The sequence below is a fragment of the Lysinibacillus sp. FSL K6-4013 genome, from assembly GCF_038630435.1.
Classification (GTDB): Bacteria; Bacillota; Bacilli; order Bacillales_A; family Planococcaceae; genus Lysinibacillus; species Lysinibacillus boronitolerans.
The window spans coordinates 1,751,827-1,766,106 of sequence record NZ_CP152031.1; the positions used below are offsets into that span (position 1 = coordinate 1,751,827).

Consider the following 14,280-nt stretch of genomic DNA (forward strand, 5'->3'; position numbering starts at 1 on the left):
TGATCACTCTGTTTTACTGTATGACTTTTTCTTGTGCGTCTTTTTTTATAAAGCGTAGGGCATGGAAGTGCTCTAATTGAGCCACTAAATTACCAATAAGAATAAAGCTACCACCAATCATTAATTTCATTGTTAAGCCTTCTCCGATAAACATCATGGCAAACATAGCGGCAAAAATAGGTTCTAAGGAGAAGATAAGACCTGTATGTGTAGCAGAAGTATACTGTTGTGCAACAGTTTGACCCACAAAGCAAAACGCACTACAGATGATGCCAAGCCCTAAAATAGCAATCCAGGATGTTGTTGAATTTGGCAATGTTGGTGTTTCGAATAGAAAAGTTAACACTAGCGCATAAATACCAGCAAAGCCAAGCTGATAAATTCCGTATGAAATGGACTCTACATTTCGAGTGAATGAGCTATTTAAAAGTAAATAAATTGAATAACCTAACGCAGCAATTGCGACTAATAAATCGCCTTTATGGAAAGTGAATGTGCCGTGTGCTGTTAAGACGGTAATCCCAATCATGGTACAAATGATCGCAAAGCTAACTGCACGAGAAGGTAACTTTTTTTCAATAAAGCTACTGAAAATCGGCACTAACACGACTGTTAGGCTCAAGATGAAGCCAGCATTTGAAACAGAAGTAGACTGTAAACCAAATAAACTTAACGCGAACACAATGAATAGTAAAAATCCTTGAATAGCCGCATATTTTAATGTTTTACCATTTACTTTGATCATCCGTTTGTAAAAAATAAGTCCTGCTACGAAAAATGCGATGATACAACGTAATGCCACCACATTATAAACTGCCAACGTTTCTAGCCCCATGACCATAAAGGTATAAGAGAGCCCCCAAAACATTGTGACAATAACCATCAATACATTTGCTTTTCCTTGGATACTCATTATGTTCACCTACCATCTGTGTACTAAAACAGTTTTTATACTAAAAATTACTATATATCTTGTATTGTGATTAGTAAAACGAATGTTTATAATGAATAGGATTAAAAAAATTCATGTATATTGAGGGATTGTGGATGAGCTTAGTTAAATATGAGATTTTAACAAAGGTGGCAGAGGTGGCAAGCTTTACAAAAGCAGCGGATGCACTAGGGTTAACACAGTCTGCTGTGAGTCATGCCGTATCAAGTTTAGAAAAAGAGTTTGGCTTTGCTCTCATTCATCGAAGTCGGGTAGGTGTAACATTAACGAGTGAGGGACAAACAATGCTAAGGGCAATGCGTCAGGTTTTGGATGCTCAGGAATTATTGCAACAGGAAGCAGCTCATATTCTTGGCGTAACACGCGGTAAGGTTCGAATTGGTGTAATATCGAGTATTTCCTCGAATTGGATGCCAGAAATTGTTCAGATCATGGATAATCAATTTCCAGGGATACAGGTGGAGTTACGAGAGGGAGATTACTATGAAATTGAACAATGGCTTTTAAGCGGTGAAGTGGAAGTAGGATTTTTGAATGGTCAAAAGTCAGAGCAATATCAGTTCACTGAGCTCCAACAGGACCCATTGTTATGTATTGTTTCGGATAAAAGTCCTTTATTTAATAAGACAGAAATTGATATCGTAGATCTAGAGGATATGCCATTTATTATGACTTCCTATAAAGGGACAAATGATGTCAAGGTGCTATTAGAGCAATATCATGTCAAGCCGAATATCCGCTTTGAGCTTTCTGAGGAGGTAGGGATTCTTTCCATGATTTCTCATCATTTAGGGATCAGTATTTTACCTCAGTTGGTTATTCAAAATTTACCGCCAACATTGAAAGCGATTCCATTAAAACAAGGTGGCTACCGAACGATTGGTATTGCCATGAAACATCATGCTTCGCCCGTCACAAAGAAATTTGCAGAGATATTAAGTGCTTGGCTAAAAGAGCAAAACAACTCCCTAAAATAGTGGCTATTGAAGCATATCCTTACATTACGTTAAAATAGTAATTGTATATATTTCAGAAAATAGGTGAGTGTATGGGGACATTACAGGGCAAAACCGTACTGATTACAAGTGGGGGAACACTTGAAAAATGGGATCGTGTACGAGGTCACACGAATTTATCAAAAGGCACAATGGGGTGTTATTTAGCAGAGGCGGCGCTGGCTGCTGGCGCTAATGTAGTATACATGCATGGTTACTTTGCACAGCTCCCAGAAAACCAAAATGTTATGACATTGATACAATTTGAAGGTATAGAGGATTTAGGGCAAAAGGTGCGTCATGCAGTTCAACAACAACATATCGATATTGTCATTATGGCGGCTGCGGGCTCTGATTGGGTCATTGACAAAGTGTATGATCAATCAGGTAATTTAATGGAGGAAACGGGGAAAATGCCTTCTGACGAACCACCTATTATTCATTTTAAAAAAGCGCCAAAAGTATTAGGTCAAATTAAGGGCTGGCAACCGAATGTAACATTAGTAGGCTTTAAGCTCGAAGCCACGAATGATGAGGAATTCTTGTTAGCTCGCGCAAGACTGCGTATGGAAACAGCCAATGCTCAATTTATGGTAGCAAATAGCTCTCAGTCTTTATATGGGGGGGATGAACCTCATTGGATTGTACCTGCTGATGGACAGCCTCTTAAAGTAATGGGTAAGCAAAAAACAGCAGAAGCTTTAATGATGCATTTACAAAATCAATAAATGTGAACTGTGTAGAGAACTATTTCTACACAGTTTTTTCTTGTCTAAAAGGTTAGCATCCTATAATATTTACTTAACGGTCGGTAAAAAAGGGAGGGTAATAATGGGAAATAAAGAACAAACCTTTCAAAAGATTATAGAAATTGCTTATGTGATGTTTGCGGAAAATGGGTTTGAAAAAACAAGCTTATCAATGATTGCTACTGAGGTAGGTATTTCAAAACCAGCCATTTACTATTATTTTCAATCAAAAGATCAATTAATCGCTTACATATTTGACGAATTGTATAAAGAAATTCAACAGGATATCGCTGTGGATTATAAAGAGCTTTCTTCCGCTAATTTTAAGGAAAAATTACTCGAGCTTGGCTATAAGTCTATTGAGGCACAGGGCAAGGATCCTTATTTTAATAAAATATTTAATCAATATGTACTATTAGCGGCTCGCGATGAAAACTATAAGAGACAATTAGTGGAGCTAGAAACCAGCTTTTTAACAAGCTTTGTTGAAGTCCTACAATGGGGTGTGCGGCTAGGAGTTCTAGACGATACGCCTCATATAGAAGCAAAGGCACAGATGCTAGCCATGGTCTATGATAATATCGGTAATTTCATGTTAACAGGTAACCAATTGAACTATAGAGCTATTTGGAAGGAGGCTGTACATAGCGTTATTCAAGGGGGCAAAGATGACAAATAGAAATGATGATCGGCGCATTGAAGGTCTTGATTTTGCAAGAGCTCTCGCTATGCTTGGTATGTTCATTGTCAATTTTGGCGTCATAACAGGTTCTACAACGAATGGTTCAACACGGTTGATTGCCTTACAAAATATGTTTGAGGGGCGTGCGTCGGCCGTATTTGTCATGCTAGCAGGAATAGGAACAGCCTTAATGACTCGTCAGGCTAGAGAGAGTAAGGACCCAATGCTTCTTCGTCAGAATCGACTTATTTTGTGGAAGAGGTCGCTTTTGTTATTCGTGATAGGGATAGTACTATATGCGATCGGTTGGACAGGAGATATATTACATTATTATGGCGTGTATATGTTTGTTGCCGCATGGTTGATTGCCCAATCTAAGAAAAGGATGATGTTTATTATCGGTGTCATTCTTATCCTTTCACAATGGCTTCAAATTCAATTTAATTACCTTGCTGGCTGGCATCCAACATATGTGTTACTAGAGTATCTGGATTTTTGGACACCAGTAGGATTTATTAGAAATTTGCTGTTTAATGGCTATCACCCACTTTTCCCCTGGATTTGTTTTTTTCTGATCGGCATGTTAATCGGCACATTAGATTTAACAAATCGTACATTACGAAAAATCTTATTGGTGACTGGTTTATTGCTAGTCATCTTGACTGAGGCTTGTTCAACAGTATTCATTAAGATGACAACCATTCATTTATTGGATGTAGAGAGTGCATTGTATTTATTTGATACAGGACCGATTCCACCAAATATGATGTATGTCCTATCTAATTCGGCTTCGGCTATTGTCCTTATCGTGGGCTCCATCTATCTTGTAGAGACATATAAAAATAAAGTCATTCAATCTTTAATCTTAACTGGACAAATGTCTTTAACGCATTATGTTGGCCATGTTTTTATAGGCATTGGAATACTAATTGTTTGCCAAAAGCTGGAGAACCAAACACTTGCTTTTTCTATGTTGTATGCTTGCTGTTACTTTTTAGGATGTGTCTTTGTTTCTGTATGGTGGAGGGCTAAACATCATCGAGGCCCACTTGAATTCATAATGAGGAAATGGAGCTCGTAATAAATTAATGGATTGCCATCTATTTCTCACTGACTAGGCATAAAATACTTTAGGTATAAGGAGTCTTTTAATCTAAATGACACATTACATAGTATTCAACTAGGTTTTCTAATATTTTGTATTGACATTCCTATAGCGGAATTATAGAATTATTTTCAAGAAACGCAGTACTCTTATCAAGAGAGGTGGAGGGACTTGGCCCAATGAAGCCTCGGCAACCGAAAAACAGGTGCCAAATCCAACAGATGGTGTCTGAGAGATAGGAGGGGCTATCAATCAGTTTGATGCGTTGGCCTCTTTATGAACAATAAGGAATAAGAAAGAAGGGGTGTTTCGTATGGCTCAGTCAGTAAAAGTAGATGATAAGAAACTAGAGGCAATTGCGAAGGCGATTCAAAATCTTGAATTTGGTGAAGTGCATATTACGATTCAAGATGGTGTAATTGTGCAAATTAATAGGCTTGAAAAGCAAAGATTTCCGCAGAAAAAATAACAATGATTTCAGTAGAACTTATGTCAAATGGCCACCTATAAGCATGAAGGATATCCTGTGCTTACAAGTGGCCCTTTTTTTGTGTGATAGGCTAGCTATAAAAGCCTTTTGGTATGGGACCGATATGACGGCGATGATAAAGCAAAGGCTCTTTTTGAGCATTTGTAATGTCTACCACCTGCCCAATAAAAATGGTATGGTCGCCCGCATCGATTTGCTGAAATGTTTTACATTGTAAATTAGCTGCTGTATCATGTAGAATCGGTAGTCCTAAAGTGGAAGTTGACCACTGTGCTTGTGCAAAGCGATCAGGGATTTTACTAGCAAAAAGTGTACATAAATGCTCTTGATCACTCGCTAAAATATTGACCGCAAAATTTGGCGCAGCCGTGAAATAAGGATGGAGCTGAGATTTTTTATCGAGTGACCACAAAATAAGGAGCGGGTCGATTGAAACAGATGCAAAGGAATTGACGGTTAAACCAATAGGTTGTGTGTCATGACATGTCGTGACAACTGTTACGCCTGTAGGATAATTACCTAATGCCAATTTAAAGGCAGCTACTAAATCTGTCATTCAAATCACCTCTTTATGAAATTAGTGAACGGAGTTTGTAGGTAAACGAAACTTTTTTTCATATCCTACTAGTAACTCCTTTTCTTGAGTAAATTTTAAACTAATCAAACATATAGGTAAAGGTAATGGGGAAAGAAAGGGGAATGGCCATGACTTTATATTTTGATCATCTGGTTCATCAAGTGGAATCACCAGAAAATATAAAGGTTTTCTTCAATAAACGAAATGTTCATACAGTGAATGGTGGGCAGCACACGATGTGGGGGACTTATAATACGTTAAGCTACTTTGGCTTAAGCTATATTGAACAAATTGCTATTTATGATCGTGATTTATTTGAGCAAGCGGCACAATACCCATATTCCCTACATTATACGTTTAAACGTGATCAAGAGCGCCAGGGATTTTCTCGAATTGCCCTGCGTACAAAAAATATTGAGGAAGAGGGTCGGCGCTTGCGAGCATTGGGCTATGAAGTATATGGGCCAGATGCATGTAGCAGAACAAGACCAGATGGCACAGTGGTAGAATGGAAGCTACTGCATTTTGGTAAGCCAGATCTTCCAATTGATTTTCCATTTTTGATTGAATGGGCGGAGGAAGATGAAGAGCGTTTGGCACAATTAAAGGCAAGTGGTGCCATTGATGTAAAACAGGCTATAACGATGGAATCCGTCCAATTCTATGTCAGGGACATGCAGGCAACCGTTCAGCTGTGGCAAGAGGTGCTACAGCTACCAGAGCCTACGCAATATGAGCAGTATATGTCACTACAGCTACCGAATATGCGGTTAGATTTCTACAAGGAAGAGAGTGCGAAGGCAATGACACTCGGTCATGTCAAAGAGGGACCATTTGGCGTGACATTAAAGGATCCTAAGCGAACAAAGGAAACATTAGTTTGCCCAGGTGCTTTTTATTGGATAAATCGATAATGAAAAAAGGCTGGAACATAACTAACATGGACCTTCATTAAGCCGAATAATCTTTAAACATGATAACTAGAAAAACCGACTATTCCGAAACACTTCGTAAGCGTTTTAGTGGATAGCTCGGTATTTTTATGGGCTGAAACACCTTTGCTCCAGCATCTTTACATAAGTATTGAAAAACAAAACCATTAATAGAATTTCTGGTGCAGGCTACTTGCTTTCCTGTGGATTTAGCGTTACACAGGAGACCCTGGAGCGAAATCAACCCCTCACCTTGCTAAAAGGTCTTTTTCTAGTGACATGCTCTTTATTCAACAATATGGAAAAATCCACTTCATCAAAGAAGTGGATTTTCGCTGCCTATTATTATTCGATTGTCATTTTTTTCGGTGTTTCTGTACCTGTGTACCAATCAAACTCAATTTCAAATGAATGCTTGTCGCCCTTTTTTGTATAGGAGTATTCGATTTTGAGCTGTTCACTTGGGCTGACAACTGTTGGCTCTGTGCCTTGAACAAAAGTGAATTCACCATTTTCTTTAAGCTTTTCTGCAATCGTTTCCAGTGTTGCCGCAAATTCTGCTACACTTTGTCGTTCTTTATGCTTCAAAATAACTTCTGTCATTGATTTTTGCATCGAAATCCCTCCTTACGTATTATTACTTCTATTATAACATGGAGGGGTCATTAAGCTTATAAAACAGCACAAAAAGCGGATGAAGGAAACGATGCATTTCCTAATCCGCTGCTAATCTGGAACTACACGGATAGTCCCATTACGCTTATAGTTTTACAACATTTGATGCTTGGGGTCCACGATTGCCTTCCACAACATCAAATGAAACCTTTTGACCTTCTTCAAGTGTACGGAAGCCTTCCTCCTGGATGCCCGTAAAATGAACAAATACATCTTCGCCATCATCACATTCAATAAAGCCATAACCTTTTTCATTATTGAACCACTTTACGATCCCCTGTTGCATAAGCATTCGCCTCCAATGCGCTTGAATGTAAAATAAAGTTAAATAAATGGTGCACTCATTGAGAAAATGTGAAAAAATTGCATTTTCTCTTAGAACATACAGGAATTGAACAAATAAGTCAATTGATTGACGAAATGCTTGCATATCTGGCTTTCTTTTTTTTCACAATTAAGACTATAATGGAAATGAACAACATAGAAAGTAGGATGCCAAATGACAACGAAAAATCAACCATTATCAGATTTAGAAATCGCTAGTCAAGCAGTGATCAAACCTATTACGGAAATTGCCAATGCTGCGGGTATTCCAGAGGATGCTCTTGAGCAGTATGGACGCTACAAAGCAAAGATCGACCCATTAAAAATTACTGCTCAGGGCGAGGATGCAAAGGTAGTATTAGTATCAGCTATAAGTCCAACCCCAGCTGGTGAAGGAAAGTCGACTGTGACTGTTGGACTAGCAGATGCCCTTCATCAATTAGATAAGAAGGTGATGGTCGCATTACGTGAACCATCATTAGGTCCAGTCATGGGCGTAAAAGGTGGCGCAACTGGCGGAGGTTACGCACAAGTTATACCAATGGAGGATATTAATTTACATTTTACTGGCGACCTTCATGCGATTACAACAGCTAACAATGCTTTATCCGCATTTATTGATAATCATATCCACCAAGGAAATACACTTAACATTGATCCACGACGCATTATTTGGAAGCGTGTCATGGACTTAAATGATCGTGCCCTTCGTAAGGTAGTGGTGGGATTAGGTGGTCCTGTTCAAGGCATGCCGCGTGAGGATGGCTTTGATATTACGGTTGCCTCTGAAATTATGGCGGTATTCTGTTTAGCAACAAGCATTGAGGATTTACGTGAGCGTATCGCTAGTATCGTGATTGGCTATACTTTCGAGCGTGAGCCTGTCTTTGTGCGTGATTTACAGGTAGAGGGTGCCTTAACACTATTATTAAAAGATGCCTTCAAGCCAAACCTAGTTCAAACATTAGAGGGAACACCTGCTATTATCCATGGTGGTCCATTTGCGAATATTGCCCACGGCTGTAATTCTATTATGGCGACACAAACCGCTCGTAAGCTAGCTGATATTGTGGTGACAGAAGCGGGCTTCGGCTCTGATTTAGGTGCTGAAAAATTCATGAACATTAAAGCTCGTAAGGGAGGCTTTAAACCAAGCGTAGTTGTCATTGTAGCGACAATTCGTGCATTAAAAATGCATGGTGGTGTACCGAAAACAGCGCTTGTAGGTGAAAATGTGGAAGCACTCCTACAAGGAATTGAAAACTTAGCTAAACATGTAGATACAGTTCGTACATTTGGCGTTGAACCAATTATTGCCTTAAATCGTTTTATCACGGACACAGAGGCTGAACTAGAAGCCGTTCTGAACTGGTGTCAAGAAAATCATGTTCGCATTGCCCGTACGAATGTCTGGGAAGAGGGCGGTAAAGGTGGTCTAGCCTTAGCTGAGCAAGTACTAGCTGTGCTAGAGGAAGAAAACAACTTCTCTCCTTTATATGATGTAACAGAGTCAATTGAAGAAAAGGTACGTACGATTGTGCAAAAGGTATATGGCGGGAAAGATGTACAATTTACAGACCAAGCCAAAAAACAAATTGCCCAAATCGAAAAATTTGGTTGGGACTCCCTTCCAATTTGTATGGCGAAAACCCAGTATTCTTTATCAGACCAACCAAGTTTACTTGGTCGTCCAGAAGGCTTTACCATCACAATTCGCGAAGTTATTCCAAAGCTTGGTGCAGGCTTCTTAGTTTGTCTAACTGGCGATATTATGACAATGCCAGGACTTCCAAAAGCACCAGCTGCGCTACGCATGAATGTCGATAACGAAGGACATGCGGTAGGATTGTTTTAACAGAATATTAAAAGCTGCCTACTTAAATGGGCAGCTTTTTTATTGATAATGGGTAAACATGGTTCGTAGGAGGTGACCCAATTCATCGTCTATCTACAATGCAAATATGGTATAAAAGTAAAATTTCGGATGATTCCTTCATCCACCTCTTGAGTAAAAATTCATAAAAATTAATTTTTTTAAAACGATTTTAAGATTCTAGTGAAAACTAGGATCTTTTTTATGTTGCACAAAAATCACGAGAACTTTCCTTATATAAATGTGTTTGGTATTTTTTATCAATAGTTCTCTGATATTGGAAAGATAGAGCGGGTTTTTACAACGAAGGACAATTGTCAAATGAATTTTTATTTAAAAAATACATTGAATTTTCTTTTTCTTTTAAATATAATTTATTTAATTCTAATTCGGAACACTGTACCGATAATAGGAACACGGAGGGATGAAGTCTTGAAAATCGCAACAGATATTGGCGGTACTTTTACTGACCTAGTTTTCACAGATGAAAAAGGAAATCTTCATTTTGATAAGGGACATACGACACCTGGTCACTTTGAGGATGGCATATTAAATGTATTAGGACGACATGTAACGGAAGATTCTTTCATTGAATCATTTATTCATGGATCGACGGTTATCATCAATACATTAACGGAAAGAAAAGGGGGCGTAGTTGGGTTAATTACAACAAAGGGTTTCCGTGATGTTATAGAAATTGCTCGTGGAAATCGACCAGACTTATATAACTTTAAATATAAAAAGCCAGAACCATTTGTAGAGCGTTATTTACGTCAAGAAATTGATGAGCGAATTGATTTTAAAGGAAATATTATGAAAGCGCTTAATACCGAGGAAGTTGACGAGATCGTTTATAAATTTAAGGAATTAGGTGTTGAGGCGATTGCCATTTCCTTAATACACGGCTATAAAAATCCAATTCATGAACAACAGTTAAAAGAAGCCATTTTAAAAATTTGGCCGGAAGTATATATCACACTTTCAAGTGAAACGATTAAAGAATACCGTGAGTATGAAAGAACAAACACAACAGTCCTTAATTCTTATGTAAAGCCAATTGCACATGCCTACTTAAAAAGCCTAAAAGAGAAATTAAGCACAATTGGCATTACAGACCATTTAAAAATTATGCAATCGAATGGCGGAACTACAAGCTTTGATAAAGCAATGGAGCTACCAATCAACCTCGTTGAATCTGGACCTGTAGCAGGGATGTTTGGGGCAGCTAAATTAGGCCAACTTTTAAATGAATCGAATATCATAGCTTTTGATGTTGGTGGGACGACAGCAAAATGTTCGCTTATTACAGACGGCAAAGTCAATGTCACAACAGATTACTATATTGAAAGAAATGAAAAATTTGCGGGCTATCCAATTAAAACACCTGTAGTGGATATTGTGGAAATCGGAAATGGTGGTGGCTCTATCGCACGTGTAGATCAGTTTGGCTCATTAAAGGTTGGACCAGATTCTGCTGGGGCAAAGCCAGGGCCTGTAGCATATGGCTTAGGGAATACACAGCCAACAATTACAGATGCCAATGTTTATTTAGGAAGATTATCCTTAGCAAACTTTGATAACCCAGTATCCATTGACAAAGTGGAGGAGGCTCTTGTTGAAGCAATTGCGAAACCATTTAATGTGTCAGCAGAAGAAGCAGCACAGGGTATTTTAGATATTGCAAACTCCAATATGTTAAATGCACTGAAGCTGATCTCTATTCGTAAAGGCTATGATCCTGAAGACTTTACAATGGTGGCATTTGGTGGTGGTGGTCCACTACATGCGATTAATTTAGCAGAAGAGCTTGGTATGAAAAAAGTCATTATTCCTTATGGCTCATCCGTCTTCTCAGCATTAGGAATGATGATGACCGAATATCGACAAGATTACATTCAAACAAGTTTAATGAACTTTGACAAAGACCATCTTGCGGCTATTCAAGAAAATATTGATCAAGTCATTGCTAATGCCTATGCAGATGCACCATTATCAAAGGATCATTATTATTTTGAAATTAATTATGATTTACGCTACAAAGGTCAAGAGCATGCCGTTAAATTAAATGCATCAGCTATTACGCTTGATGAAGAGGGGCTACTTGCATTAGCAGAAGCCTTCCATATCAAACATAAACAAGAGTTTTCTTTTGATTTACCAGCTACACCAATTGAGTTAGTCAACTTACATCTTACAATCTACGGGAAAGATGAGGCGGTTCAATTTAAAGAGCTAGACTTCTCTCATATCGACAATTCTACATGTATCAAGGCACAACGCAATTTATATGTGAAGGGAACAGGTTGGGTAGAGGTCAATGTCTATGACCAACAAAAATTAGTGCCTGGCTATGTCATTACAGGTCCTGCAATTGTGGAAAATCCAACATCTACCGTCGTAATCAATAATAATCAATCAATTGAAATTGATAAATACGGCAATTTGATAGTAGAGATGGAGGGGAAATAAAACATGAAAAAAGATGTTTTTGCAGTAGAAATTATTCAAGATTCATTGCTAGCTATAGGCGATGAGATGTTTATAGCTCTAGCACGCTCTTCTATGAGTCCAGTAATCTATGAAGTATTAGACTATGCTTGTGGTTTAACAGATGCCAAGGGTAATTTAATTAGTCAAGGAAACGGTGTAACGAGCTTTATTGGGATGTTAAGTCCAATGGTACAGCGTGTAATAGAGAAGTTTGATAATGGGAAAAAACTACATGAAGGTGATGTCATTATTATCAATGACCCTTATGTTGGAGGTGGCTCGCATTTATCGGATGTGGGCTTAGTTCTCCCAATTTTCTACAACGGTGAAATTATTGCGTACTCTGCCAATAAAGCACACTGGACAGAGGTAGGGGGCATGGACCCTGGTTCGTTTACAAGTAATTCTAATGAAATCTATCAGGAAGGTTTACAGCTACCAGGTGTCAAACTTTATCATCAAGGTGAGTTGAACGATGCAGTCTATGAAATCATTTCTACGAATGTTCGTTTACCAGAGCTTTCAATCGGTGATATGTTTGCACAAGTAGCCGCCTTAAAAACAGGTGAAAAACGAATCGCAGAGCTTTGTCAGAAGTTTGGTGCGGAATCGGTGAAATTGTCCATTCAAAAATTATTGGACAAGGGTGAGAAAATTGTAGAGTATGAGCTTCAACACCTACCTAAAGGTGAATTTTATGCGGAGGACTTTATTGAAGGGGACCCATTAAAGGGTGGACCTTATCCAATAAAAGTGAAAGTCACAATTAGTGATGAGGCGTTTATTTGTGACTTTAGAGGCTCACATCCTGCAGTCAATGTGCCAATGAACTGTTCTCAGTTTGGTTTAATGGCAAGTGTGCGCGTTATGTTCCTAGCATTACTTGGTGATATTGACGTAATTAACGAAGGTGTCTTTAAACGCTTAACGATTATCACAGATGACAATTCGATTGTTTCAGCTAAACGCCCACATCCTGTGTCTATGAATTTTGAGGCACGTATTGGGGCAGCTGATCTAATTTGGAAAGCTCTTGCGCCGCATTTACCAGAACGCTTATCGGCGGGGCATTTACAATCTGTTTGTACGTTTATTCTCACTGGGAAAAATCCTGAAAATGATGAGTCATTCCTAATTGTTGAGCCATCTGTTGGTGGCTGGGGAGCAGCGAATGATGAGGATGGGCAAAGCGGGCAATACTGTATGGGAGATGGTGAAACTTATAATCTTCCAGTTGAAATTGCAGAAACAAAATATGGTATTCAAATTGATGAATATAGCTTAAATTGTGACGGTGCAGGTGCTGGTCAATTTAGAGGTGGCTTAGGTGTTCGTCGCGTTTATACAGTCAATCATGATGGTCAAAAGGTTTCTGTGAACTTAGGTAGACATCAATTCGCGCCATTCGGTTTAAATGGTGGTGGAGAAGGCTCTCACAACTATTTAATCATTCATAAAAAGGATGGAACGAAAATTGGACCTGTTGGCGTACTTGCCAATTATCAATTGCAAAAAGGCGACCGTATTGAGCTTGTGACTGCTACTGGCGGTGGTTATGGTCTTCCACACGAACGAAGCTTAGAGGCCATTGAACGTGATCTATTAAATGAATATATTTCTGTAGATGTAGCGAAAGAGCGATACGGTTATCAAAACGCTTAAAGGGAGAAATAGATGACTGTCAAGACATTAAAAAACTCATTGGATATACTAGAATGCTTTGCAACGACAGAAAATGCATTAGGTGTTCGTGAAATTTCACGCATGATGAAACTGCCGACAAGTGTCGTGCAAAGAACCATTAATACATTTACAGAAGCGGGTTATTTAATACAGGATGAACACACGAAAAAATATAAATTAGGTTATAAAATGTACCTTTTTTATGATGTGTTATCGAATTCAAAAGACCCTCACTCGACCATTTATGAATTGATGCAAAATCTTGCCAGTGAAATCAATGAATCAGTATTTCTTACTTATATGGACAATGAATACGGTGTCACAACGAAAATAGCCGAAAGCAATAAAAATGTAAAGTATGCGGTGTCTTTAGGAACAAAGACACCCCTTTACATCGGTGCTTCCTGTAAGGTCATGTTTGCTTATTTAGAGGAGGACAGACAGCTGGAGTTAATGGCCTTCTTTCATGAGGAACAATCGAAGGAAGAGCAGGTTTCTTTCCTAGCGTCATTAAAGGAAGAGCTGCAACAAATTCGCCAAAACAACTGGTGTGTTACCGTCGGGGAGTATAATGAACATGCATTTGGCATCAGTGTACCATTATTTAACTATAAAAAGGAAATCACTGCGTCTCTTACAATTTCTGGGTTAGTATATGATTTAGATGATCAAAGGGAGAAAAATATGCTTGAACAGTTAGTGAAAGTAGCTCAGCAAATACAATCACACATTTCAAAATTATAACAACAATAG

Annotated in this window: 14 protein-coding genes and 1 riboswitch; of the genes, 10 read left to right on the forward strand and 4 right to left on the reverse strand. The window is 38.5% G+C overall.

The window, feature by feature from the left end; genetic code table 11:
* Positions 1-13: 13 nt before the first annotated feature.
* Positions 14-913, reverse strand: coding sequence for a DMT family transporter (locus MHB39_RS08400; protein ID WP_036076321.1), 900 nt, complete (start codon positions 911-913; stop codon positions 14-16).
* Between the two features lie 134 nt (positions 914-1,047).
* Between MHB39_RS08400 and MHB39_RS08405 the strand changes: the two genes are divergently transcribed.
* From MHB39_RS08405 to MHB39_RS08425, 5 genes are all read left to right on the forward strand, one after another.
* Entirely contained in the window at positions 1,048-1,929 is an 882-nt protein-coding gene (locus MHB39_RS08405; RefSeq protein ID WP_312124462.1) for a LysR family transcriptional regulator, read from the forward strand.
* Positions 1,930-2,000: 71 nt separating this feature from the next.
* Positions 2,001-2,675: a phosphopantothenoylcysteine decarboxylase gene (locus tag MHB39_RS08410; RefSeq protein WP_342546280.1), complete on the forward strand. Its 675-nt coding sequence runs from the start codon at positions 2,001-2,003 to the stop codon at positions 2,673-2,675.
* 103 nt (positions 2,676-2,778) lie between these two features.
* On the forward strand, positions 2,779-3,375 hold the full coding sequence (locus tag MHB39_RS08415) for a TetR/AcrR family transcriptional regulator (RefSeq protein ID WP_342546281.1): 597 nt from the start codon (positions 2,779-2,781) through the stop codon (positions 3,373-3,375).
* Positions 3,365-4,459 (forward strand): heparan-alpha-glucosaminide N-acetyltransferase domain-containing protein, encoded by a 1,095-nt coding sequence (locus MHB39_RS08420; protein WP_342546282.1) that lies wholly within the window; start codon positions 3,365-3,367, stop codon positions 4,457-4,459. Before MHB39_RS08415 ends, MHB39_RS08420 begins: the two co-directional genes overlap by 11 nt.
* A 170-nt stretch (positions 4,460-4,629) precedes the next feature.
* Positions 4,630-4,725, forward strand: a riboswitch (SAM riboswitch).
* Positions 4,726-4,796: 71 nt separating this feature from the next.
* Complete coding sequence (locus MHB39_RS08425; RefSeq protein ID WP_004269393.1) at positions 4,797-4,952, forward strand: YezD family protein; 156 nt, start codon at positions 4,797-4,799, stop codon at positions 4,950-4,952.
* A 91-nt stretch (positions 4,953-5,043) separates the two neighbouring features.
* Here the strand turns inward: MHB39_RS08425 and MHB39_RS08430 are convergent, their stop codons facing one another.
* The gene (locus tag MHB39_RS08430) at positions 5,044-5,529 is read right to left on the reverse strand and encodes a flavin reductase family protein (protein ID WP_036076325.1); all 486 of its coding nucleotides are present in this window, start codon (positions 5,527-5,529) and stop codon (positions 5,044-5,046) included.
* Between the two features lie 149 nt (positions 5,530-5,678).
* On the opposite strand from MHB39_RS08430, the gene MHB39_RS08435 reads away from it, so the two are divergent.
* Positions 5,679-6,464, forward strand: coding sequence for a VOC family protein (locus MHB39_RS08435; protein WP_016994895.1), 786 nt, complete (start codon positions 5,679-5,681; stop codon positions 6,462-6,464).
* 363 nt (positions 6,465-6,827) lie between these two features.
* Here MHB39_RS08435 and MHB39_RS08440 read toward each other — a convergent pair whose 3' ends face one another.
* Positions 6,828-7,097, reverse strand: coding sequence for an amphi-Trp domain-containing protein (locus MHB39_RS08440; protein ID WP_342546283.1), 270 nt, complete (start codon positions 7,095-7,097; stop codon positions 6,828-6,830).
* A gap of 145 nt (positions 7,098-7,242) precedes the next feature.
* Positions 7,243-7,443 (reverse strand): cold-shock protein, encoded by a 201-nt coding sequence (locus MHB39_RS08445; protein ID WP_004269397.1) that lies wholly within the window; start codon positions 7,441-7,443, stop codon positions 7,243-7,245.
* A gap of 213 nt (positions 7,444-7,656) precedes the next feature.
* Here MHB39_RS08445 and MHB39_RS08450 point away from each other — a divergent pair, with 213 nt between their 5' ends.
* The 4 genes from MHB39_RS08450 (at position 7,657) to MHB39_RS08465 (ending at position 14,271) form a co-directional block, all read left to right on the forward strand.
* Entirely contained in the window at positions 7,657-9,336 is a 1,680-nt protein-coding gene (locus tag MHB39_RS08450; RefSeq protein WP_342546284.1) for a formate--tetrahydrofolate ligase, read from the forward strand.
* Between the two features lie 450 nt (positions 9,337-9,786).
* Positions 9,787-11,823 carry a hydantoinase/oxoprolinase family protein gene (locus MHB39_RS08455; protein ID WP_054550816.1) on the forward strand — a complete coding sequence of 679 codons (2,037 nt, stop codon included), beginning with the start codon at positions 9,787-9,789 and terminating at the stop codon, positions 11,821-11,823.
* Positions 11,824-11,826: 3 nt separating this feature from the next.
* A complete protein-coding gene (locus tag MHB39_RS08460) occupies positions 11,827-13,506 on the forward strand; it encodes a hydantoinase B/oxoprolinase family protein (RefSeq protein ID WP_342546285.1) in 1,680 nt (559 codons plus the stop codon).
* Positions 13,507-13,518: 12 nt separating this feature from the next.
* Positions 13,519-14,271, forward strand: coding sequence for an IclR family transcriptional regulator (locus MHB39_RS08465; protein ID WP_004269401.1), 753 nt, complete (start codon positions 13,519-13,521; stop codon positions 14,269-14,271).
* Positions 14,272-14,280 lie beyond the last annotated feature (9 nt).